This is a genomic window from Paenibacillus sp. IHBB 3054, assembly GCF_051594305.1.
GTDB lineage: Bacteria > Bacillota > Bacilli > Paenibacillales > Paenibacillaceae > Paenibacillus_AQ.
In genome coordinates this window covers 21967-44554 of sequence record NZ_JBOFBG010000049.1, presented here as the reverse complement: position 1 = coordinate 44554, position 22588 = coordinate 21967, and the positions used below count along the sequence as shown (strand labels likewise).

Here is a 22588-nt window from a genome sequence, read left to right as displayed (position 1 = left end):
TCATATCGAGATTCGTACGATTTCTGCTATATTTTATAGAATAATAAATTCTAGGAGGAAAACAATTGAATCTCAAAAGAACTTATACCTTATTAACAGCAGCTCTTCTACTTCTTGTACTGGCAGGATGCAGCAGCGGCAATGCCGAGCCCGTCACTATGGAGCCGGATACTTTCTCCAAGCAGGACATGGCCATCTACAAGGCGGTTAACAGCAAGGAACGCGTCAGCTACGGCATGAGCCGCAAGGATGCGGAGAAGGTGCTGGGGACCGGAAATAAAGGGATTCCGAATTCGTATACATATGATCCCGGAGTGAGCGTGATCTACAGGGATGATAAGGTCGTATCCATCGCGCTGCGGAAAGAATCTCAAGGGGTATATAGAACTGCCAGAGGAGCTGAAGCCGGCATGAGCCATGCGGGTATTAAAGAGTTATATGGAGAGAAATATGCGATAGAGAATGCTGAGAATTATATGGATTATTACTACGATACAGAAACACGTCAACTTGTGAAAAGTTCTGTAAAGCAGTTGAATTCGCTCTCGGGGGAAGCGCTCAGAGGCATACATATGGTTTCAACAGTCTATGATGAGGAAGGAAAAGCCACGATAATCATACTGTTGGATGGGCAGGCAGCCACTACTATGAAATAGTTCCTTATGAAGGAATATACAGATACAGAAACTAACAATTATTATAATAACTTCCGATTAAATAATGTATTACATTATTTAGGAGGTTGGTATGAGCGATTTTTTCCAGGATTTTAAGCTGTTCGAGAGCAATGCGGAAGAATTTCATATTTTGACACCGGAGTACGTCTATTCAGAGATTGGGAAAGAGAATGAAGCACTTGTCGTCCAAGCACTTGCGAAGGGAGAGGATTTTCCGGCAGAAGTCCGTCATGGAAAAATATTTTCAATCAAAGATATCGAATCTGTATCTTCAAACAAAAAGGGGATGTTTACCAATTTTGTAACTAGATCTAGTTTCGGGAAAACAGAGACTGACTTTATCGTAATTGCGGATCCTGAAATTCGCGAAGATTTCATCACGCTATTACACATACATATGGGTAGTGGATATAAATTTAACAAAAAACAGCTAACAAGCGTCACAGCTTCCCTAAAACCCTTACTTTATGTGCTTATAATTCTGGGGGTAGGGGCTGTTATGACCCAACTTTCAATCAATGCTCATAATGAGCCTATTCAGGAAGGCCGCATTTTGAAAGCTAGAGTTCGTCTTCTTTATTTTTTACTGGGCCTGATTAATCCCGTCTGGGTAATGGTTTTTACCGGGATTGCCTTATTCATTGCACTTGTTATCGTTGTTCGCAGAATTGCAAATCCGCCACATATTATCCAAATCAAGCCTGCTAAAAGAAGGGCGGCATATTTTGCCAGATTTCGATGAACTGTTAAGTTAACTACCTATGCAGATATGCGGCATGGCATTGCTGACGTTATCCAAAAAATAGGCTGCCCTCCGGTTATGTGACCGGCAGAGGGCAGCCTATTCGTATATTCAAGCCAGCCTGATCATTGACAGGCTGGCTTTGTGCGGTTCAGGCCAGTGTTTACGCCTTCGCACCGTTCAACATTTCACTTACACCTTCGCTAAGCGTCGTGAGCGGACGCTGCAGCAGCTTCCCGAAATCGTCGCTCTCGATGTCCAAAGCGCCTTCGCGGATCGCGGCTTGAATCGCGACCACAATCGGGAGCGCCGCTTCCGGCACGCCCGCTCCGGCCATAACGCTGGAGTAGGTGGCATCATCCACCTGCTGCACAGCAACGTCCTTGCCCAGCACGCTGCCGACTGTTGCAGCCAGCTCTGCCTGAGTTGCCGGCTTGCCGGACAATTCGTACACGGCGTTCTCTGTACCTTCGCCAGCCAGAACAACGGCTGCTGCCTCTGCATAGTCGCGGCGGGTAGCCCAGCCAACCTTGCCTTCGCCGGCCGAAGTCAGCCAAGGGGCTCCGGCTTGAACGGCTTGAATGGAGCCGATCTCATTCTCCAGATACCAGTTGTTGCGCAGGAAGGCATAAGGAATGCCTGACTCAATAATGAATTGTTCCGTTGCACGGTGCACCGGAGCGAGGAACAAGGTACTGTTGTCGGCATGGCCAACGCTAGTGTACACGATGTAACCTACGCCTGCTCGCACAGCGGCATCAACAGCTGCCTTGTGCTGGCGGATCCGGGTATCATTGTCTCCGTCTGCCGATACGATCAGCAGCCGGTCCACACCGGCAAACGCCGCATCCAGCGTCTCGGGCTGGTCGAAGTCACCATGACGGACGTCGACTCCACGAGCGCGCAGGCTCTCAGCCTTCTCCGGGTTTCTTACACTGGCTACAAGCTTCTCAGCCGGTACGGATTTCAGCAAGGTTTCTGCCACGATAGAACCAAATTGTCCTGTTGCTCCCGTTAATGCGATTGTCATGTTAATTCCTCCATTGGATATATTTATTTGAATGCCGTATTGTATTTCATGCTGTGTTGAGGTTTCATTGATCCTGTAACTATTGTAGTTACATGTAGACGAAATGTCAAATATATTGTTTCCAGCCTTTATTATTTGCAAAAAAAAGGGAACTACTCCGCTTTTATAGCGTCTGTATAATTAAATACCGAAGCTCATGCTTCCGAAGTGAGTTTTGTTCGAAGTCGATTCAAGGATGTTATGCTCACAAAACTTTTAGGAGGTTATTCATGAACAAGCTGATTGTTTATTCGTTGGCTGGAATCTTAACAATTGGAATTATAGCATCTTGTGGTGATAAATCCGGCACAAATGCTGCATCTCCAGCGGTGAACGCTGAAACTGAGATTTCGGCATCCCCTCAGGCAACGGCTCAACCAACCGCACAAGCGACTGATCAGCCCGCAACTACCCCTCAGCCCATTCAGGGGACTTTTACTACAGGTGTGTTTGTAGATTTAGATACGCTCGAAGATCCCTTATTTAACGAGGAGATTAAGAATCTATTGAATACAACATTGGAGGCCTTGGCTAATAAAAAGGAGGAGGCCTTCCGCAGCGTGTTCAAAGACAGTCAGTCCGCGGATGCATTTATGTATTTGTTCGGGAGAGATTATTATTTTGATACTATAGGTACCGTTGATCAAGATAAAGAAGGAAGAGTAATCGTAGAAATTAGAGGGAAAGTTAAAGACAGCGGTGAAATAAAAGAGCCTAATTCGTTCTACTATTTCATGAAGGACGCGGACAATCACTGGAGTTTGCGGGCGATTGATTAATCGCCCGGCTCCCGTGCCCGCCAAATGACCGGCGGGCACGGGGAGTGATCTTTTAGAACGGAGAGCGGATTATGCACTGACCGTCTTGAAATAGCGGTACACCTGCTCAAGCTTCTTCGCGTGCTTGCCCCGCGGGCTCTCCATGCTGCCGAACTCGAAGAATTTCACCTTGCGGATACCCACGTAGTTAAACAGCGCTTTACGCATCAGGGCTTTGTGCGAATTATTCAGCCACAGCAGCGGATAATGCGCCGGACCTTTCATGCTGGATACACATACCACCGATTTCCCCTTCAGCAGCCCTTCCGGCAGAAGCCCGCCCTTATCCTTGTACGCAAATCCCGAAGCAAACATCTGATCAATATAGCCCATTAGCATTGCCGGAGGCCGTCCCCACCAGATCGGGTAGACCAGCACGATTTGGTCCGCCCAGATCAGCTGTTCCCTGTACTTCGCCAATGCCGGATCACTATGCATATCCCTCCTGCGTTTGTGCTCATTAAAGACCAGCACCGGGTCAAAACCTTCCTCATATAAATCCAGCACCTTAATTTCCTTGATCTTGCCATTCTCCTTGCTCCCCCGGATCACTTCCTGCAAAAAAGCATAACTGAGACTCTTGTGATTCGGATGTGTATAGATAACCAGTGTGTTCATATGCGCTGCCCCTTTACTTATCATTTGATAACAAAAGAGTAACATACCCCGAATTTAGTTGTCAAATGATAATTGTTTTTTGATAATTATTTTGCTATGGTGTCATGTAGAGGTGATCCTATGGACCAGAATAATTTATTCCAGAAATTCGTGACTTTCACCACCGCTGTCCATCAAATAACAAGCGATATTTCCAAAGACGTGAAATCCGAGGCACTAACGCCTGTTCAGTATAAAATTCTTGAATACATTGCCGTCAGCCAGCCCGTCACGCTCAGCGAAATCAGCGACTGCATGCATATGTCCATGCCCAACACGAGCCGTGAGCTGAAGAAATTAAGCGAAAAACATCTATGTCACAAAATCACCGATCCCGCCGACCGGCGCAAGCAGGGCATCACCCTCTCTCCTGAAGGCGAAACCATGATGAACGAGGCCTTCCTGCACATTGCCGTCCGGTTTGCTGACCGCCTCGCACATGTTACAGCAGAGGAACGCAAAGAGATCGAGCGCGCGCTCGATCTGCTGCAGGAGAAAGTATTTTATTGAGCGGAAGTTCCGTTACCAACATTTAACACAAAACCATTTCGGCTTGTCATCGTCCAACTGTATAGAATCAAATCTATCAGTAAGGTGATGAATACATGACGAAAAGCAAAACTGTACTATTCTCTTTATTGGGCCTGTCCCTCTTCTACTCGGCTTCTGCTCATGCAGAAACGGTGACCCAGACGCAAATCACGCCGAAGAAGATCTCCATCTATTTGGACGACAGGCAGCTCCAAGCCGAGGTTCCGCCGGTCAGCCTACGTGGCGCTGTGCTGGTTCCAATGCGCGGACTGTTCGAAGAGCAAGGGGCCAAGTTGAATTGGAATAACACGGCAAAGATCGTTACTGCCACCAAGGGTGACAAAAAGCTAACCTACCGCATCGGGGATACCACCGCCCAGTTGAACGGGCAATCGCTCACGCTGGATGTTCCCGGCCAAATTACGGATGGCTACACTTTGATTCCACTGCGCTTCGTCAGCGAAGCACTCGGAAGCAGCGTAACATGGGAGCCGGTCACCCAGTCAGTGCGGATCTTTTCTCCAATAACCTATGAAACCTCCATCCTCTGGGGTGTCAACTTGCGGAGTGCCCCGGACGCCCAAAGCGGCTCCGTCCAGTCAGAAATGCTGCCTAGCGGTGCGAAGGTTCATGTGATCCGTGAGGTTAACGCTTTATGGCTGGAAGTGCGGACCGAAGACAACCAAAGAGGGTACATATCGGCGAAACCGAAATACAGCGATTATACCAGTGCTTCTCTGCTGGACAAGCAGGCCGATGCGCTGATATCTTACGGAAAGACCTATCTAGGCACCCCGTATGAATTCGGGGCTTCTCCGGATCAGACGAAAACCTTTGACTGCTCTTCGTTTGTGAAGCGATTATTCGGGGACACCCTGTCCATTGAGCTTCCGCGCGTATCCTACGACCAGGCCAAAGAGGGCAAGAAAGTCGGCATCGACTCCTTGCGCAAAGGTGATTTGCTGTTCTTCAGCGCACGCGGCCTCGATATCGGCCATGTGGCCATCTATGCCGGAAACAATCAGATTTTGCATACCTATTCCAAAGACCTGAATGTTCACGTTGAAGCCTTTGACGGCCAGTGGAGAAAACGGTTTGTGACTGCCCGCAGAATTCTATAGAACAATTAACACCCCCTCCAAGGCGCATGAATTAGATCCTTACTGCGCCCTTTGAGGGGGTGTTGTCTTTTCGCCGTTGGCAGCACTAAGCGAACAAAATCACAATATATAGATTGAACTGAAAAGTTTAGAGTAAAGGTTCAGTCGCAACTACGGTGAAAATTTGGGCTTCCGGCCGCTGTTGTCTTCCGATTTCTTGATTATGACCGCTGTTTGCGGTTGAAATCCGAAGACAAAGGCGGTCGCTATCGCTCCTACAGTTCCAAAATCCCCCTCCGTCGCTCCGCTCCCTTTCTTCTAGTTTCAAGTTCATTCTATATAACGGGTGAATAAGCTGGTTCACTTCATTCCAAATGAATTTATCTCTTGCAGGTGACGTTACGTCACCCGTTATACTTGAAGTAATGATTGTTATTCTGCCGCAAAGTTGAGGTGATGGACAGGATGCACAAAGGCTTAACCACCGGACAAATCTCCCGGATAACCGGGGTGACCGTCAGGGCGCTGCGGTATTATGACCGGATCGGACTGCTGAAGCCCTCTCATTTCGAAGGAGACACCCGCCTGTATAACGAGGAGGATATCGCCAGACTCCAGAAGCTCTCGGTGCTTAAATTCATTGGGCTTTCCCTGGAAGAAATGAGCACCGTGATGGAGATCGGCAGCGGGAGTGATCTGCGCAGCGCTCTGCAGCTCCAGAAGCAGCTTATCCGCCAGAAAATAGATCATATGGAGAGTGTGGTCCAGGCCATCGACGCCTCTATGGACTATGTGGAGCAACAAGAGCAGGCAGCGGACTGGGAAGAGCTGGCCCGGATCATCCACATGATCCGCACGGAAAGGGATTGGGGCCGGCAGTATCAGAATGCCGCCCGGCTTCAGGCGCGAACCCGGCTGTATGATGAGTTCAGTACGAATCCGCAAGGGTGGCACAGCTGGTTCTTTGAATACATGCTGGAGGCAACGCAGGAACTGCGTTCATCCTCTACCCTTACTTTGCGGGTGCTGGATATCGGCTGCGGCGATGCGGCTCTTTGGGTTCGAAACCAGGAGCGGATTCCGCCCCGCTTGGAGATCACGCTTGCTGATGCCTCCCCGGGGATGCTGGAAGCTGCGCGCAGCGCACTTGGGGCAGCTGCCGGGAGATTTCAGTTCCGCCAGGCCGATGTTATGGCCATGCCTTTTGCGGATAACGAATTTCAGATCGTGATTGCCAATCACATGCTGTACCATGTGGAGCAATTGACGCCTGCATTCGCGGAAATTTCCAGAGTGCTCAGCCCCCGGGGAAGCTTCTTCGCCTCCACGATGAGCAGCAGGCATTTGCGGGAGATGGAAGAACTCGCCCGCGAATTCGATCCAGCCCTCCGGGTACTGGATGACACGCTGGAACAATTCAACCTGGATAATGGCGCAAAGCTATTGCAGCCCTGGTTCCCGGCTGCACGGGTTGAACGTTATCCGGACTCTCTCGTTGTGACGGAAACCGGTCCGCTGATCAGCTATATGACCTCTACGCCCATGAATGCGGGCAAGGTGCTGAAGGGTGAGACGCTGGAACAATTTATGGCTTTTGTAGAGCGTAAGATGGCGGACCAGGGAAGCCTGGTCATTGCCAAGGATATGGGCGTGTTTACATGCCGCAAACTATGACGGAGCGGCTGGATACAACAAAAAAAGGAGGCTTCACCTATGAACCCTAACGTGCGAATCAAGCAAATTGACCTGCTATCAGATAACTGGTATACATTGAAGAAATACACCCTGGATTACCGGAGCGGCGACGGGACCTGGGAAGAGCAGCAGCGCGAGGCTTATGACCGCGGTAACGGCGCTGCCATTCTGCTCTACAACCGCAAGAAGCAGACGGTTGTCCTGACCCGGCAATTCCGTCTGCCGACCTATATTAACGGTAATGCATCCGGCATGCTGATCGAAGCCTGCGCCGGACTGCTGGATCAGGACAGCCCGGAAGAATGCATCCAGCGCGAAGCCGAGGAGGAAACCGGCTACCGCCTGTCGGAGGTGCACAGCATCGGCGGAGTGTATATGTCGCCAGGCTCGGTAACGGAGATGCTGCATTTATTCGTCGCGGAATATTCCGACGAGATGAAGACGGGGCGCGGCGGCGGACTGGATGAGGAACAGGAGAACATCGAAGTGCTGGAGCTTCCGTTTGGCAAAGCGATGGAGCTGGTGAAGAGCGGTGAGATCAGGGATGCCAAGACCATTCTTTTGCTGCAGCATGCGAAGCTTCACCGGCTGGTCGAACCGGAGGAGCCGAAACCTCTGCACATCCTCATTGCCGGTCCCTACCGCTCAGGTACCGGAGACGATCCGGCATTAATTGCAGCTAATCTGCAAGCCATGAATGAAGCTGCCTTGCTGGTGTACAGGCTCGGCCATCTGCCGGTGCTGGGCGAGTGGTACGCATTGCCGCTGATGGAGGCGGCAGGCTCAACAGCCATCGGCGACGAGGTGTTCAATGAAATGTTCCACCCTTCCTCCGTGCGGCTGCTCGGCCATTGCGATGCCGTCCTGCGGATCGGCGGGCCTTCCCAAGGCGCTGATGAAATGGTGCGGATTGCCAAGGAGAGCGGGAAAAGAATCCTGTATGGGTTAGAGAATGCGAACACTTCCTTATGCCATATGTAAGATGCTGTCCCCCTAAAGCCTACAGTTTCTTAGCGAACTCATTCAGCTTCTCAGACATTCCCTGAATCTCATCAATGAACGCGGACATCTGCTCGGAGGACTCCGCCTGCTCCTGAATAATTGAGGCAATGCGTTCAATGGAAGTCCCCATTTGCGACGTTGCCTCTTTGAACGACAGCAATGTGCCTTGAATCCGTTTGGTAGAATTCACGGTTTCATTCGACAGCTTGCGGATTTCACCCGCGACAACACCGAATCCTCTGCCTTTATCTCCGGCATGGGCGGCTTCGATGGCCGCATTGATACCGAGCAGGTTCGTCTGGCTGGCAACATTTTTGATAATGGAGACCACCTGATCAGTTTCGTTCACCTGCTCCCCGGTGCGGAGTGCAAGCCCCAGCAGCTTTTGGGTGAAACCCGCCAGCTCATTGGAACTTTCCGCTACCTCACTAAGCCTTGCGGCGGCCTGGGTGAGCGAGCTTGAGATTTGATCCGATATCTTCCTCAGCTCACTCTGACGCCTCAGCTGCACTGCTATCCCCCCGATGACCTGCCCCTCCCGGTCATGAAGCGGCGTAGCCGTCCCCGTGAACTCAAACCCGTAAAACTCCGCAGGCACCTCGGCTCTCAGCGGGATATTGCTCTGAATAACCCCAGTCAGCGGCTCTTCCGGATGCAGAGATTGCCCTACTTTAATATTCAGATTAATATCCTCCCCCGGCCAATAAGCAATAAATTTCTCCAGATCGCATATTGCGATAGACAGGTCCGCCGGAACGGCTGCTTTGAGCACCGGAATTAATGCTACAATATTCTCAAGTGAATCCACCTTATTCATTTTCTATGTCCCCCTAATTGCTGAACCCGGGCTCAATGCAAATACTGCTCCCAAGCTATATTCATCCTTACTTTTAATATATCGAATTTTCATTAGTTTTTTTTTAATTATCCAGCCCTACCGATCCCAGTCATGTGTACAAGAATGAAAGACATCTTGATTGATAAGCTGCTCCGGGTTTAAGAAAAAAAATAATGTGGTAATAATTGAGAGACTGATTAGACCGTGCAATGATACGAGGAGGGACTGCGAACATGAAAGAGACGAATTCATCAGGTGCTCTTCCTGATAATGAGTTACACCCGTCCGCCCTTGCTGCACAAGCGGTAGATGCCATCGAGGATCTGTCCGGCGTCCATCCCGGTTTCCGCCGCACCGCCTATGCTGATTCCCATCAGAGACGCAGCAGGGAATTATAAATCTTTGCCCTCCACAACAAAGCACAAAGAAGCGTCAGAGACACCCTTTGGGGCTTCGGCGCTTCTATTTATTCCTTAATGATCTTTATTGTAAGTTGGCCTGGTCAGCGTGAGCGAAACCTCACTCCCGTCCATGAATCCGGCCTCTACACATAACTCCACCAGTTTATGCACTCCGTTAAATTGCTGACGGTTGCGCCGGTCAATTTTGACCATTGCTTCCACTGTAACCTCCTTCAGCTTCTCCACACTATTCTGCTCCAGGGCTTGCACCAGCTCTTTCATCTTATCCAAATAATACACCGTGGTTCTAAGCGTTCGAATCAGCATGATTTGCCTTGCGTGCACCGGAGTGTACAGGCGGTAGCCGTTCTCCGGATTTCTCTCCGGGGACAGCAGACCTTCCTTCTCCCAGTGCCGGATGGCGGAGGTCTGCACATTCGTGATAGCCGCCACTTCTCCGATGCTCATCTTATGCTTCATTCCTTTGCCCATAACCGGATGGAGTCCGGGGTCCTGCAGCAAGGCAAGCGTTCTGCCCGCAGTGACTTTCTCTTCCTGCAATCGGGCCTGCTCGGCGCTTACCAGCCATAAGGCAGTGTCCAGCTCCCCTTTCTGAATATGGCGAAGCACCTCATAGGTCAGCGGGTAGCCAAAGCCGGGAACCATGGACCGAAGACAACGGAAATACGCCATATGCAGCCCGGTGTACAACCGGTAGCCGTTCGGAGCCCGTTCCGGTGGCGGAACCACGCCCCAAGCCTCGTAATGTCTTAATGCACTGGTGCTGATGCCAAGCGCCTTGGCAATTTCAGCCGGTTTGTAAATAACCATCTGCCGTTCACCTCTCTGCATACCTGATAATTGTAACAGTAGCAAAACACCCCTGTGATGGCAAACCTTCAATCATAACCTTAAAGTGCTCTGATAGCCTTCGGGAATAATTTAACCTCTGGGGGCAAGGGGCCTTCTGCTAAAGCTTCTCTCTTGCATCAATGTTGTATATTGGTTGGTGTAATAGATTATGCAGTAACAAATAGCGGAAATGGAGGGCTGATCATGCTTACAGCAAAATTGCATGATGGAAGTGAAATCGAGGTCGTAATTACGGGTGAAGGACCAAACCTGCTGCTGCCGGTTAATCCGTATCCTGTTATAGGTCCCCAGGCAGCGGAAATGCTCAAATGGGGGGCTGATCCGGCACTGGGACGTTCACTGATCGACGCGCTCAGCGGTAAGTACCGGGTCATTGCCTTTGACTATGAAGGGCATGTCCAGAGCAAGCCGAAGCCGGATACGCTGACACCCGCCAACGTTACCAAGGACTTTCTGTCCATTGCCGATGCTGCACAAGCGCCGAAATTCGCCTATTACGGCTACTCTTGGCTGGCGCTTAGCGGACTGCAGCTGGCTCTTCACACAGACCGCATCACCGCGCTTGTCATGGGAGGATTCCCTCCCATCGGCGGACCCTACAAGGAGATGCTCCGGGTAACGATGGCTACGCATGAGCTGTCTCAAGCCTCACATCAGTACCCGTCCCCTACGCCCGACAGCCAGAGCGAAACCTGGAATGACTTCGACTGGTCCACGGTGGAAGTCACCCTGACCGAAGCCCAGACGCGGCAATTCGTCACGTTGTATGAGGCGCTGCAGCCATTCGATGACCGTGCTGCGCAAACCGCGCTCAGCTGTCCCCGGATGTGTTTTGCCGGGGCTGCCGATACTATTGATTATGATGAACGCTGGGGAGGTGTGAGGGTCGACATCGCCGGGCCTTTTCTCCGGCAGCGTGAAGAGCTCGAAGCGCTGGGCTGGAAGGTCTCGGCGCTGCCAGAGCTCGACCATACCGGGGCCATGCAGGCGTCACACGTCCTGCCCATCCTGATTCCCTGGCTTAACTCCAAACTGCTGTAGCCATGCGGAAATAAATGATTTGAGCGAAGGATCAAAGCCGGTATTTTCGGGTAAAGGTATGCAACGAATCCTATATCAGCTGGACAGAAAGGATGTTGTGCATGCTGCAGGCTATGATCATCATTAATCCCTCCTCCGGCAAGGAGGACGCACTCGAATATATTAGTCAGGCAGAAGAGACTCTACAGAATAACGGATACATGGTTACGATCAATGAGACGGCCAAAGAAGGCGACGCCACCCGCTTCTGCATTACTGCATGCCGGGAAGGTTATGAGCTGGTCGTTTCCATCGGCGGCGACGGCACGCTCCATGAAGTCATTAACGGGCTGATTGATCAGGAGCACCGCCCGCGTCTGGGTATAGTTCCGCTTGGAACGGTCAATGATTTTGCCCGCGCCTTGCAGGTTCCCCTGAATCCCGGACAGGCCATCGCTGCGCTCACCTCCTCCAGGATTCAACCAGTCGATGCCGGCCGCCTAAATGAACGGTTATTCGGAAACGTCGTCGCCGCCGGTTCACTCGCCGAAACGCTGTCAGGCGTATCGTCAGATGACAAATCAAGGCTGGGAGCCTTTGCCTATTTCAAAGAAGGCTTCAAAGAGCTTGCCGGAAGCGGCAACCCGGCTCATTCCTTGACCATCCAGTATGATGGCGGGATATGGGAAGGCGAATCTCCGCTGTTTGTCGCCGCTCTTACCAACTCCGTAGGCGGATTCGAAAAGCTGGCGCCGGGTGCTCAAGTTGACGATGGCCTGCTTCACTGCTTTATCATCAAAGACCTCAATATCTTCAATACGCTTACAGTCAGCATCTCTTTGCTGCTGGGCAACCTGAAGGATCATAAGGATGTCATTTATTTCACGTCCAGCCATGTCACCGTAAGCTCACCCGCCCCCGTCCGGACCAATGTAGATGGCGAAGAGGGCCCGGCTCTGCCGATCCGGTTAAGCACCCTTCCCCGTTATGTTCAGGTAATCGTGCCTGAAGAGGAGTAGCGGGCGCTCCCAGGGGAATACCCTCCCCTCCTCATACTACAGGCTTATACTGATTTAATTTCCCTTCGTAAATCAACTGCAGCCGGTCGCTCTGCCGAAAATCATCGGGCGTAACGAGCGCTGGCAGCTTGTTCCATAGCTTAATGCCGGAACGGTCCAGAATTTCTGCAACAAATTGCGAGCAAAAGTAGGAGTTGCTGAATTCGACCGGTTCCTTCAGTGCAATACCGATAACACCGAGGATATTATATAGATACTTCTGCTGGCTGCGGATAAAGATGTGCAGCACACGTTTCATTTTCTCCACCTCGCGGTCCGTGACCTGAAGCTCGTAGATGACGCATGTTGTATTCGGATATTTGCTGAATGTGCCTGTCTGAATATCCTCCTTCACAAATCCGCCGTTCAGAGGATTGCTTGGATGCTTTCTCCCGAAGCTGTACATTTCCGAAAGCCCGCGGTCAAAAGCGACCGAGGCGTGATTATACGGCGCTTTCGTGTAGCCTTGAATGAGCTTCGTAAATAACGTGCCGGTATTCGTAAGCAGGATAAAGACCGATTGATTACCTGTCATTTACAAAATTTCCCCTTATCAAGTTTGGAAGTTTCCTTCATAATAACATATGATTCCTTTAATGGAATCCTACCCTGCGACAAGTTGGTGATAGCTATAGACCGCTCCTTATTAACATTAGTGCTTATTTTCGCTGCCCTTTCGGCCATCCATTTAATTTATGTTGTAGTGAGCAGACTCCAAAAGAACAAGGACTATACCGGCATCGGCTTCCGCATCAAAACCTGGTGGGGCATGCTCCTCATCTTCTGCCTGGCCACCTTGTTCAATCCGGTCGTCTCGCTGCTGTCGCTGATGGCACTCACTTTCTTTGCCCTAAAAGAGTACTTCTCGATGATCCGGACCCGAAAAGCCGACCGCCGGCTGTTCCTATGGGCGTACCTGGCGATTCCTTTGCAGTTCTATTGGATTTATATTGAGTGGTACGGGATGTTTATCGTCTTCATTCCCGTGTATGTATTTCTGCTCCTGCCGCTCCCGCGGCTGATCAACAAAGGCACGCTCGGCTTTCTGCGTAGCGTCAGCTCCACCCAATGGGGACTTATGCTAATGGTGTTCGGGCTTAGCCATCTGGCCTACTTTCAATTTGCCACCCCGGAATACGGGGCCGGACTCGTCCTGTTCCTGGTCGTATTAACCCAGCTCAATGATGTCATTCATTATCTGGCCTCGATCTATTTCGGCAAACACAAGGTGGTTCCGACCGCCAACCCCAACCTGACCTGGGAAGGGTTCATCTGCGCATTTGTGGTAACAACAGGGGTATCCTATCTGATCTATCCCTACCTGACGCCGCTTAACCCAACCTTCGGACTTTTGTCCGGCATGCTGATCAGTCTCAGCGGTTACTTCGGCAGCTTAACGGTTTCGGTGCTGAAACGGGATTTGCTGATCGGAGATGATGACAAGTTCGATGCGCTCAAAAAAAGCTATCTAAGCCGGGTCGACAGCCTGACTTACACCTCGCCGGTCTTCTTCCATGTCATCCGTTATTTCTTCGATTTCATGTAGGAAGAAACCGCCAAACAGCAAGCAGCACGCCTCCGCTGACCGGAGACGTGCTGCTTGCTGCATTGTACTACCTTCTTTTACTGCTGAACTTCGCCCTCAGCTCCGGTCGGCGGAGTACCTCCGCCGCCAAATCCGCCTTCAGGTCTCGTTCCACCGCCACCCATGCCGCCGCCCATACCGCTCGTGGCAGTGGTTACTCCGGATTCATTCAACCAGGTTACGCTGCTGGAGATGTCGAAGGATACCACTTCGGTACCGCCGCTATAAGCGCCGTCAGTGTACAGGCCATCCACTGCCGTACCTGTCGAGCTTCCGCCGGTGGAGAGGGTGTACGACCCGCCTTCTTTAAGATCCGGCGAGCTGATGACTACTGATCTGTAGCTCTTCGATGGAGCAAACGTAGCGATCGTATTGCCGTCGCTGTCCTGCAGATGAACCAGTTGTCCAGCCTCCTGCGAATCCGTGAACGTCATGGCGATCGAGTATTGGCTGGATGCATCAGTTGGAGCCTGAAGCATACCCGCACTTCCCGCTACTACCAGATAACCGCCGGTGATCTCGAAGGTTCCGTCATAGTCCAAAGCGCCATTGCCATCAGCTGTTGGACCATTGGTGATCACAGTACCTCCTGTCATCACGACCGATCCGTTCGAATCCAATCCGTCCCCTGCAGCATCAACGGTTAGTGTGCCTCCGCTAATCGTGAGCAGGTTGTTGCCGGAGCTGGTGAACTGATCCTGTCTCTGTGTTCCTTCTGCAGAATTATCATCATTGCCTCCGGCAACATTCACACCGTCATCGGACGCAGTCACATCAATCTCACCGCCTGCAATGGTGATATTCGCGCCTTCAATTCCTTCATAGCTCTTTGTAATATTAACGGTTCCACCCGACAGGCTTGTCAGGCTATCCGCATGAATACCATCATCTCCTGCGGCAATCTGGAGTTCTCCGCCCGATATGGAGACATTGCTGTTGCTGTGCACCGCATCATCAGCGGAATCAATCGTGAAGCTTCCGCCGTTCACCGTAAGATCTCCTCCGGCTTTCAGCCCTTTAGCGCTCGTGGATTCGGTTTCTGTTGCAGCTGCCGTATCAGCTGATGCGGCTGTCGTGTCACTCGTTGCAGTCGTTGCAGTGGTTCCAGCGGTTGCAGCAGGTTCCGCTGCCTGATCTGCCGGTGCCTGACCCGAACCCGTACCGGCTGCGGGAGCCTGAGTACCTCTCATACCGGCCCGGCCGCCGCCCATTCCCATGCCTCCTCCTTGGTCGCCCGTCTTCACTTCGGCGTTAGCATTGCCGCCGCCGGTCAGAAGGTTAAATGTCCCTCCATCAGCAACCAGCGTTGTCTCGGCCTGGATTCCGTCGTTGCCGGCCACAATATCAAACGTTCCGGCCGTAATGGCAATGAATCCTTTGTCGGCATCCTCATCGTTGGTCGATTTGATCCCGTCTCCCTCGGCATTGATAGTCATTGTGCCGTCTTGAATGGCGATCAGATCTTTGCCGACAATCCCGTCATCGGCTGCCTGCACTTCAATCGTGCCCGACACAATCTTCAGGTCATCCTTGCTGGTGATTCCGTCCTTGTAGCTGGCGGTAACCGACAGCTTGCCTGTTCCGTTAATCGTCAGGTCTGCCTTGCTGAAGATAGCCGCACTTGGCTCATCGGTAGTGTCATCAGCCAAGATATAGGTGGTGCCGTCGGTAATCTTGTTGTCCGTGCCTTCCTGCAGGGTCATAATGACCTTGCCGGCTTCCTTAATGTAGACCGGTGCGCTGCTGCTGTTATGAAGCGTAGCGCCGTTCAGCACGAGATGAACACTTCCTTTATCCTGAACATCAATAATGATCTGCCCTTCATTCAGCGTTCCGCTGACAACATAAGTACCTGCCGCTGTAATGGTTACTACTCCCTCGGAGGCTGCTGCGCCGGAACCGCTAACGGTTGCGCCCGTTCCATTCAGCACTATCGCGGTGGAGCTGTCCGCGTTCCAAGCTGTAGCGGTATCTTCTTCGTCAAAGGTAACCAGATCCGCTGCCTTGACACTTGCCAGCTGTACACTGGAAGCCGTTGTGCTCTGCGCGGATGCCGTCGTTACGGCTGCTGATGTTGCAGGGGTCGAGGCCGATTGTGTTGCGGAACTGGCTGCGCCGCAAGCCGACATTACAGCAGCGAGCAACAGCACCAGTCCTACTTTACCTCCCATGATAAATTTATTCATATCAATCAATCCCTTCATTCTTTTAGTATTCTGTGAGAGTCGGGCTCATCGTCAGTGACAGATCCAGGTTACCGTTGCGGCAGCGGATCGCATCCAGCAGTTCCTTCTGGCTCGTGTGCTCATCAATCGTCACGGCGTAGACCAGTTCATATAAGCTGCCAAGCTCAGTGGTGCGGATCTTTTTCAGTTCATAAGCGACATTGAATTTGGCAAAAACCTCTGCGAAAGCTTCCTCGTAACCCAGGTTCTCAGGAATGGTCACTTTCAGCGTTTTTTGCATTGTTGTTCTCACACCAAAACCTGTGCGGTTCAGGATAAACATAATAATGCAGAGAATAATGGTAAATAGTGCAGCGTAACCGAATGCGCCTACGCCGCAGGCAAGGCCGGAGGCCATGGTGAACAGGACAAAAGTGATATCCTTCGGATCACCCGGCGCGCTTCGGAAGCGGATGATCGAGAACGCCCCGGCTAAGCTGAAGGCTCTGGCGACATTGCTGCCGATCAGCAGGATGATGATGGCCACAATGACCGGCAGCAGCACCATCGTGAGCGTAAAGCTTTGCGAATACCCCGTCGGGCTTGTTTTCATATAAGTCAGACTAATAATCGCGCCCAGGGCGATAGCGGTCAGGATGGTTAGAATGGCGTTTGTGAACGTTAATTCTGTACTCGTCAGAGCCGCCGAAAAAAGGTTATCAAGCATACAGGACACTCTCACTTTCTGTTTTACTGTTTCTTAGCATTTTTTTATATTCATTGCCGTATTTGGAGAAGCTCGTGCGGTACATTTGGTGTTCGGAGAGCATTTTGGAGAGCCAGACCGGGATCGTTTTTTCCGCCTTCACTTCCATCAGCCATTGGCCCGGCTCCATCAGCGGTTCGCCGTGAGTGCCATGCTCCATCTTGAGATCGTACCGCCGGCTGCGGATATTCGTGTCGAACGTGATGCGGAGATCGCGGTTATTTTTGCAGAACATCGCTTTGCGGTCATAGGACAGATACACCATAGGCTGCAAATCATATCGTGTCAGGAAGTATTTGATTTCTTCAATAACCTGCTTGTTCATGTAATCCTTGTATTCCGGTTCGACTCCTGTGCGGACAAAATCATATGCCTCGTGCAGTGTCAGCGAAGTTCTTCTTTTGTTGACCAGGCCGAACACCTTTTTCTTAATTTCCAGGTAGACCTTCGTCTCTCCACTTGGTATCCCGTAAGCTCTTAACCTAAGCTTTTCCTTGTATTTCGGTTTAGCCAGGCTGTTGCGGATCAGCGTATGGTGCGCCGTGTCATAATACAGATTGGTGATGGAGTAATATTCATGCTGCTTGTTGTAATCGTCAGGCTCCATATATTGAAGCAATTCATTGTAAAGGTGGTGGTAGGCTTCATTGTCGAACAAATACTTGTTCTCATATCGGTTGAAAACTTCGATCGCCATGGGGTTCAGATCCTTTCTTATTCGAATATTTCGTGTGTCCCGCTTGCTTATGAATGTATCTTAGTCCCCGAACCTTTAGTGAAGCTTAAATGGTTTTACACAGGTTTAATTTTTTTACACCGGCTTAACAAAAGGGGACATAGCGGCGCTTGCTATATATGAAGAAAGAGATTCCATTAAGGTTCGCTAAAGGTAATCTTGTTATAATGGCGTAAGCAGCAAGCACATAATTTATGCAGAGGATGTTTAACCCTATGAGAATATTAATAGTAGAAGACGAGGTGCATCTGGCGGAGGCCGTCACGCAAATCTTGAAGAAACATAATTATTCGGTAGACGCCGTGCATGACGGCAGATCGGGGCTTGATTACGCGTTAAGCGGGATCTATGATTTGCTGCTGCTCGACATCATGATGCCGGAGATGGATGGAATCAGCGTGCTGAGGGCGCTCCGGAATAAGGAAGTGGCTACACCTGTCATTTTTCTGACTGCCAAAGGCGAAATTACGGATATGGTAACTGGGCTCGATTACGGGGCTGATGACTATATCGCCAAACCTTTTTCATCAGAGGAACTGCTGGCCCGGATACGGGCGGTGCTGCGGCGCAAAGGCGAGGTTCTGCCGGATGATGCGCTGAAGTTCGGGGATTTGGAGCTGAATACGACCAATCTGCGGCTTACGGTGAACGGCAAGGAAATGAAGCTGAACCTCAAGGAAAGCGAGCTGCTGGAGCTGCTGATCATACGGAAACAATCCGTAACCTCCAAGGAGCAGATTATTGAGAAGCTGTGGGGATTCGATTCCGAGGCGGAGCATAACAATGTGGAGGTCTATATCTCTTTTCTGCGCAAAAAGCTCACGTTCCTGGGTTCGGCCATACGCATCAGCACAATCCGGAACGTCGGCTATGTATTAGAGGTGAATACCTGATGTTCAAAAAGCTCAGAAACCGGTTCCTGATCGTCAATCTGGTCACTATCTCCGTGATGATGCTTGCCGCCTTCGCCGCCATCTACATCATTTCCTACCTGGATGTGCAGGCTAAGAATGAAATGGAACTGCACCGGAGTGTAGAGTTGTACCAGAAACGGAAGGGCAACAATTCTGACGGGCCGCGGGATAACGGCACTGTCACCGGAATGCCGCTGCTGGATGGCGGGGACATGGGCAGCATGGGCGGCGGAAATCCCCCGCCGGAACGTTCCGTGTCCTTCATGATTGAAACGGATGATCAGTGGAACCAAACAGGGACGCCAAAATCACAATTTACCATGGAAGACGAGTTCTATCAGCAGGCGCTGCAGGAAGCGGTATCCACAGGCAAAAATACCGGGCGCTTCACCCTCGACGGCAGCGACTGGACCTTTGAGATACAGCCAACCACTAACGGGCATATGCTGGTCTTCCTCGACATCACCGCCCGGCAGGAGATTCTGACCAATCTCAACTATACTTTTACTATCGTAGGCGTGGTCATGCTGATTATTCTCTATTTCACCAGCCGGTATTTTGCCAACCGCTCAATCCAGCCGGTCAAAGAAGCCTTTGATAAGCAGAAACAGTTCATCGCCGATGCCTCCCATGAGCTGAAGACACCGCTCGCCATCATTAGTACCAATACCGATGTGCTGCTCTCCAATGGGGAGGACACGATTGACCGGCAGTCGAAGTGGCTGCACTATATCAAGTCGGAGACAGAGCGGATGGCCAAGCTGACGAATGACCTGCTCTATTTAACGGAAATAGATGATTCACGGACGGGCATGATCCATACCCCTTTTGATATCAGCGAAGCGGTCGAGAATATCATTCTGACGATGGAAGCTGTAATCTTCGAGAAGAACGTTGCTCTGGAGTATGATATTGAGCCTCATCTGACCATTCAGGGAAACAGTGAGCAGATCAAGCAGGTGGTCATGATTCTGCTGGACAACGCTGTGAAATATACCGGTCCGAAAGGTGAGGTGAGCCTATCCTTGCGCAAACAGCATAATGATGTGGTGCTGGCCGTTACCAATACCGGAGAGGGCATCGCCCCGGAGCATCTCCCGCGGATCTTCGACCGGTTCTACCGCACCGATGCTTCCCGGGCACGCAAGCAAGGCGGGTATGGGCTTGGCCTGGCCATTGCCAAATCCATTGTCGAGCAGCAGCATAAGGGCAAAATTTACGCCCGAAGTGTGATGGGAGAATCCACTACATTTTATGTCCAGCTGTCTTGAGAAGAAACATAGACTACGGTTATCCTTTTGTGTCAGCGGTCCGACTTTTTTGCTTCCCATGCATGAAATCATCCGGTAAAGGTCAACCTACTGGTTAGCGTTCTTACGGAGCGCGTTAATAACAGGAGGCGATCAACCTATGGCAAAACCGGATAACCGTGCAGACAATGTAGAGCATTTACAGCAGAGCATTCAGAATACAGAGCAGAACCTTGAAGAAGCTGAAGGTTATTTAAACGAGTTTGCTTCAGAAATCAGCAGTGAAGAACGGAGCCAGATTGAAGAAAAGAATGAACGGCGCAAGGAAAGCATCCGTGGCTTCCGCGAGGAAGTTAAGGACGAGGCAGCTCATTCCCAGGAGTAGTTGACCGCAAACGGCGGCCCACCCGGTTTATCCCGGGCTGGACCGCCGTTTGTACGTCGATATTTCACTACTTGCGGGGATTATAGGCCACTGCGTCTATCTGTACCTTGAGTCCATCCGGACCCCCCACATGGGCAAACTCGGTGGAAATGGTTTTTCTGGCCGGATATTTACCTTTGAACCTGCGTTTGAACACTTCTTCCATGACCGGAATATCCCATACATCCCTAAGCAGGATATCCACCTTTACGACAGCATCCAGCTGCAAATTCACCTGCTGCAATCTCTGGCTCATATCATTCAGTGCCCCTTCAACCTGCTCCGCTGCCGATCCGCCCACATTGCCGACACAGAAGCTGAGAAAGATAAAATCCCCCGCCTCAACAATGCCCGAATAGGCATACTCTTCATTTACATCAAGTCTAACGATTTCGCTCATCTAATTACCATCTCCCTATACAAGATACACCGATTATATAGGGTGATATCGGACAACAGTTTGTCGCAGATCGCAACTATATAGTTTGAACTTAAGATCTTTCTGGTTTGGGTTATTGTCGTAACTGCGGAGAATGTTTGGACTTCCGGCCGCTGTTGTCTGCAGATTTCTTGATTTTATTCCGCAGTTTGCGGTTGAAATCCACAGACAAAGGCGGACGCTGTCGCTCCGTAAGTATCCAAACTTCCCCTCCGTCACTTCCACCCTTTTTAAATTCCAAGTTCAATCTGTATAGCAAAGAAATATTTACTCAGAGGCTGATCTAGAGCGTATCTTCAAACCGCTTCCCCGCCAAAACCTGCTGCTGTATGCCCTAAGGAATCATGGGTACAATAGCATTTTCTGATCACACGCGGAGAAAGGCGTTTCGCCACTAGGTAGTTTTTTCGGTGGAGGCTTACGTCTCGGTGTTTCAAAGACTTCGCTCTTTTTCCGAAGGCGTGTGTGTGCGTCCGGAAAGTGTATTCCTGGCTCTGAGCACGAACGGACCGAGTTGCACTTAATTGGGGCTTTTAGCCTGTTACAGTAGGAAAACGGACTCCAGCGCAGTTATTTCTCCCTACTGGCCGTTTTTAGATAGAATGCAGAGCAGATAAGGTCGCCTGGGTCCGCAAAAGAGAATTAACAGGTGTTTTACTCTCCATAGCGCCTCCTGAGTCCGTTACGAGTAAACGAACCCGTTGCGGGCTTTTAGGTCCCCTACTTTCAATACTAAATCCCTGCTTCCCCAGAGCTCTTCCAGTTTGAAGACATGCTCTAGAGCAGAATCCGGTTTTCCAAAATATTTTTCAGGCTGATATGCGACTTGGAGGGTCCAAGCTTCATCAGGGAGTCCTGGAATTCCGCCAGTTCGCCGATGGATGCCGTCTGCACTTTGATAAGGTAGTTGTATTCTCCGCTGATGCGGAACAAGTCCGTCACCTCCCAGGCTTGTTCGCAGAAATCAACGAGTTCCTGGCAATATTCTGTTTTGAGCAGGATGAACGTAGTCGTGCCCCGGTTCAGCTTATTTAAATTAAACGCCGCAGTATACCCGGAAATGATGTTCCGTTCTTCCAGCTTGATGATCCTTTCCTTTACGGAGGGTTGGGACATGGAAATTTCTTTACTGATCTGGGACACGGGCATCCGCGCGTTGCGCTGCAGCAACTGCATAATCTGTTTATCAATTTCATCCATTGGATACTCCATATAGGGCACCTCCTGAGCAAGTTTTAACAAAATAACGCTTTCCAGCTGAAAAACCTTATAATAAATAATCATTTTACTATAAAACCCTTATTATTCGTATGTAATTCAATGTTTCTTTTCCCTATAATTAATTGCATCTTAGTTAGGGGGAGATTATACGTGAGTATTAAGGGCCTTGCCCATGTGGCAATCCAAGCGAAGGATTATCAGGCAACACTTGCTTTTTATACAGAAGTGTTAGAGTTCAAGGTGACGCATCATTGGAGCCTGCCTGCTTTCAAGATCAACGAGGCTTGCATGCTGCTCTCACCGGATCAAAGAACCTGCATTGAGCTTTTTGACGATGAAGCGGTGATTGCGGCTCAAGGAAAAAAAGCGAAGCGCGAAGAGGATGTTGCTCACGGTGCGCTGCTGCATCTGGCCTTCTATGTCGACAATGCCCGGGAAACATATCAAAAAGCCCTTGCTCATGGAGCAAAGGCCTGTATAGAGCCCGACGAATTGTCGCTCGGTGAACCGCCGCTCATTGTGCGAAACGCGCTCGTTCACAGCCCGAACGGGGAGATCATCGAATTCATTGAAGAGGTGGATTGGACTCGTTCCGCTGAGGGATGAT

General features: G+C 50.6%; 25 protein-coding genes. 15 read left to right on the top strand and 10 right to left on the bottom strand.

What is annotated here, in order from left to right; genetic code table 11:
* The first annotated feature begins 65 nt into the window (after positions 1-65).
* Together ACQ76X_RS32010 and ACQ76X_RS32005 are read left to right on the top strand one after the other, a co-directional pair.
* Complete coding sequence (locus ACQ76X_RS32010; RefSeq protein ID WP_438497801.1) at positions 66-656, top strand: hypothetical protein; 591 nt, start codon at positions 66-68, stop codon at positions 654-656.
* Between the two features lie 91 nt (positions 657-747).
* Positions 748-1419, top strand: a complete 672-nt coding sequence (locus ACQ76X_RS32005) for a hypothetical protein (protein WP_438497800.1) — start codon at positions 748-750, stop codon at positions 1417-1419.
* A gap of 163 nt (positions 1420-1582) precedes the next feature.
* Here ACQ76X_RS32005 and ACQ76X_RS32000 read toward each other — a convergent pair whose 3' ends face one another.
* Positions 1583-2449, bottom strand: a complete 867-nt coding sequence (locus ACQ76X_RS32000; protein ID WP_038597919.1) for an SDR family oxidoreductase — start codon at positions 2447-2449, stop codon at positions 1583-1585.
* A gap of 269 nt (positions 2450-2718) precedes the next feature.
* On the opposite strand from ACQ76X_RS32000, the gene ACQ76X_RS31995 reads away from it, so the two are divergent.
* Positions 2719-3267 (top strand): hypothetical protein, encoded by a 549-nt coding sequence (locus ACQ76X_RS31995; protein ID WP_438497799.1) that lies wholly within the window; start codon positions 2719-2721, stop codon positions 3265-3267.
* A 69-nt stretch (positions 3268-3336) separates the two neighbouring features.
* On the opposite strand, the gene ACQ76X_RS31990 is transcribed toward ACQ76X_RS31995, so the two are convergent.
* Positions 3337-3924 carry an NAD(P)H-dependent oxidoreductase gene (locus ACQ76X_RS31990; protein ID WP_438497798.1) on the bottom strand — a complete coding sequence of 196 codons (588 nt, stop codon included), beginning with the start codon at positions 3922-3924 and terminating at the stop codon, positions 3337-3339.
* 120 nt (positions 3925-4044) lie between these two features.
* On the opposite strand from ACQ76X_RS31990, the gene ACQ76X_RS31985 reads away from it, so the two are divergent.
* From ACQ76X_RS31985 to nudK, 4 genes are all read left to right on the top strand, one after another.
* Positions 4045-4473, top strand: a complete 429-nt coding sequence (locus tag ACQ76X_RS31985; RefSeq protein ID WP_438497797.1) for a MarR family winged helix-turn-helix transcriptional regulator — start codon at positions 4045-4047, stop codon at positions 4471-4473.
* A gap of 95 nt (positions 4474-4568) precedes the next feature.
* The gene (locus ACQ76X_RS31980; RefSeq protein ID WP_438497796.1) at positions 4569-5615 is read left to right on the top strand and encodes a stalk domain-containing protein; all 1047 of its coding nucleotides are present in this window, start codon (positions 4569-4571) and stop codon (positions 5613-5615) included.
* Positions 5616-6059: 444 nt separating this feature from the next.
* Complete coding sequence (locus tag ACQ76X_RS31975; RefSeq protein ID WP_438497795.1) at positions 6060-7268, top strand: MerR family transcriptional regulator; 1209 nt, start codon at positions 6060-6062, stop codon at positions 7266-7268.
* Between the two features lie 39 nt (positions 7269-7307).
* Positions 7308-8270 carry a GDP-mannose pyrophosphatase NudK gene (gene nudK, locus ACQ76X_RS31970; protein ID WP_438497794.1) on the top strand — a complete coding sequence of 321 codons (963 nt, stop codon included), beginning with the start codon at positions 7308-7310 and terminating at the stop codon, positions 8268-8270.
* 19 nt (positions 8271-8289) lie between these two features.
* Here the strand turns inward: nudK and ACQ76X_RS31965 are convergent, their stop codons facing one another.
* A complete protein-coding gene (locus ACQ76X_RS31965) occupies positions 8290-9108 on the bottom strand; it encodes a methyl-accepting chemotaxis protein (RefSeq protein ID WP_076113530.1) in 819 nt (272 codons plus the stop codon).
* Positions 9109-9362: 254 nt separating this feature from the next.
* On the opposite strand from ACQ76X_RS31965, the gene ACQ76X_RS31960 reads away from it, so the two are divergent.
* A complete protein-coding gene (locus ACQ76X_RS31960; RefSeq protein WP_438497792.1) occupies positions 9363-9527 on the top strand; it encodes a hypothetical protein in 165 nt (54 codons plus the stop codon).
* A gap of 75 nt (positions 9528-9602) precedes the next feature.
* Here the strand turns inward: ACQ76X_RS31960 and ACQ76X_RS31955 are convergent, their stop codons facing one another.
* A complete protein-coding gene (locus tag ACQ76X_RS31955) occupies positions 9603-10361 on the bottom strand; it encodes a MerR family transcriptional regulator (RefSeq protein ID WP_438497791.1) in 759 nt (252 codons plus the stop codon).
* A 225-nt stretch (positions 10362-10586) separates the two neighbouring features.
* On the opposite strand from ACQ76X_RS31955, the gene ACQ76X_RS31950 reads away from it, so the two are divergent.
* The gene (locus ACQ76X_RS31950; protein WP_438497790.1) at positions 10587-11444 is read left to right on the top strand and encodes an alpha/beta fold hydrolase; all 858 of its coding nucleotides are present in this window, start codon (positions 10587-10589) and stop codon (positions 11442-11444) included.
* Positions 11445-11545: 101 nt separating this feature from the next.
* Positions 11546-12442, top strand: a complete 897-nt coding sequence (locus ACQ76X_RS31945) for a diacylglycerol/lipid kinase family protein (protein WP_438497789.1) — start codon at positions 11546-11548, stop codon at positions 12440-12442.
* Positions 12443-12473: 31 nt separating this feature from the next.
* Here the strand turns inward: ACQ76X_RS31945 and ACQ76X_RS31940 are convergent, their stop codons facing one another.
* Positions 12474-13016, bottom strand: a complete 543-nt coding sequence (locus ACQ76X_RS31940) for a hypothetical protein (protein ID WP_438497787.1) — start codon at positions 13014-13016, stop codon at positions 12474-12476.
* 96 nt (positions 13017-13112) lie between these two features.
* Here ACQ76X_RS31940 and ACQ76X_RS31935 point away from each other — a divergent pair, with 96 nt between their 5' ends.
* Positions 13113-14027 carry a phosphatidate cytidylyltransferase gene (locus ACQ76X_RS31935; protein ID WP_038601130.1) on the top strand — a complete coding sequence of 305 codons (915 nt, stop codon included), beginning with the start codon at positions 13113-13115 and terminating at the stop codon, positions 14025-14027.
* A 77-nt stretch (positions 14028-14104) separates the two neighbouring features.
* Here ACQ76X_RS31935 and ACQ76X_RS31930 read toward each other — a convergent pair whose 3' ends face one another.
* From ACQ76X_RS31930 to ACQ76X_RS31920, 3 genes are read right to left on the bottom strand one after another with little or no spacing between them, the layout of a single operon-like run.
* Positions 14105-16252, bottom strand: coding sequence for a carbohydrate-binding domain-containing protein (locus ACQ76X_RS31930; RefSeq protein ID WP_438497786.1), 2148 nt, complete (start codon positions 16250-16252; stop codon positions 14105-14107).
* A gap of 22 nt (positions 16253-16274) precedes the next feature.
* On the bottom strand, positions 16275-16958 hold the full coding sequence (locus ACQ76X_RS31925) for a DUF4956 domain-containing protein (RefSeq protein WP_438497785.1): 684 nt from the start codon (positions 16956-16958) through the stop codon (positions 16275-16277).
* Entirely contained in the window at positions 16951-17694 is a 744-nt protein-coding gene (locus tag ACQ76X_RS31920) for a polyphosphate polymerase domain-containing protein (RefSeq protein ID WP_438497784.1), read from the bottom strand. The genes ACQ76X_RS31925 and ACQ76X_RS31920 overlap by 8 nt, the downstream gene beginning before the upstream one ends.
* Before the next feature lie 254 nt (positions 17695-17948).
* Between ACQ76X_RS31920 and ACQ76X_RS31915 the strand changes: the two genes are divergently transcribed.
* The 3 genes from ACQ76X_RS31915 to tlp all read left to right on the top strand — a co-directional run bounded on the left by ACQ76X_RS31915 (position 17949) and on the right by tlp (position 20282).
* Positions 17949-18626, top strand: coding sequence for a response regulator transcription factor (locus ACQ76X_RS31915; RefSeq protein WP_076113538.1), 678 nt, complete (start codon positions 17949-17951; stop codon positions 18624-18626).
* Positions 18626-19918, top strand: coding sequence for a sensor histidine kinase (locus ACQ76X_RS31910; RefSeq protein ID WP_438497783.1), 1293 nt, complete (start codon positions 18626-18628; stop codon positions 19916-19918). Before ACQ76X_RS31915 ends, ACQ76X_RS31910 begins: the two co-directional genes overlap by 1 nt.
* Positions 19919-20057: 139 nt before the next feature.
* The gene (tlp, locus tag ACQ76X_RS31905; protein WP_438497782.1) at positions 20058-20282 is read left to right on the top strand and encodes a small acid-soluble spore protein Tlp; all 225 of its coding nucleotides are present in this window, start codon (positions 20058-20060) and stop codon (positions 20280-20282) included.
* 67 nt (positions 20283-20349) lie between these two features.
* Here the strand turns inward: tlp and ACQ76X_RS31900 are convergent, their stop codons facing one another.
* Together ACQ76X_RS31900 and ACQ76X_RS31895 are read right to left on the bottom strand one after the other, a co-directional pair.
* Positions 20350-20721, bottom strand: coding sequence for a RidA family protein (locus ACQ76X_RS31900; protein ID WP_438497781.1), 372 nt, complete (start codon positions 20719-20721; stop codon positions 20350-20352).
* 816 nt (positions 20722-21537) lie between these two features.
* A complete protein-coding gene (locus ACQ76X_RS31895) occupies positions 21538-21972 on the bottom strand; it encodes an Lrp/AsnC family transcriptional regulator (RefSeq protein ID WP_438497780.1) in 435 nt (144 codons plus the stop codon).
* A 159-nt stretch (positions 21973-22131) separates the two neighbouring features.
* On the opposite strand from ACQ76X_RS31895, the gene ACQ76X_RS31890 reads away from it, so the two are divergent.
* Positions 22132-22587, top strand: coding sequence for a VOC family protein (locus ACQ76X_RS31890; protein ID WP_438497778.1), 456 nt, complete (start codon positions 22132-22134; stop codon positions 22585-22587).
* Position 22588: the final 1 nt, after the last annotated feature.